Genomic DNA, 243 nt, shown 5'->3' with positions numbered 1-243 from the left:
CAAGCATTGACCTTCGAAGTTGAAGACAACCACGTACAGGTCCTTGTTGACCCAGCGGGCCTTGTCGGCAGCAAAGTCCTTCAGAGCGGGTTCGAAGCCGACCTTGGCGATGTGTGCCAAAGCAGCGTCGGCGAGCGCTTTGGCCTCGGCCTTGGTGCCTCGGGTGTCTTCGGCCTGGGCAGGGCTTGCGAGGGCCACTGGCAACACGAGGGCGGTCAGGGCCGAAGTGATCAGGGAGCGACG

1 protein-coding gene is annotated in these 243 nt (G+C 63.0%); it reads right to left on the bottom strand.

The genetic code is table 11. The features are described from left to right. Positions 1-243, bottom strand: a 243-nt coding sequence (locus VJI94_RS08735) for a hypothetical protein (RefSeq protein ID WP_324009090.1), incomplete at both ends; no start/stop codon positions are given.

This window comes from Parvimonas sp. D9 (assembly GCF_035282565.1).
GTDB classification, from domain to species: domain Bacteria; phylum Bacillota; class Clostridia; order Tissierellales; family Peptoniphilaceae; genus Parvimonas; species Parvimonas micra.
This window is presented reverse-complemented; position numbering and strand designations above follow the sequence as displayed.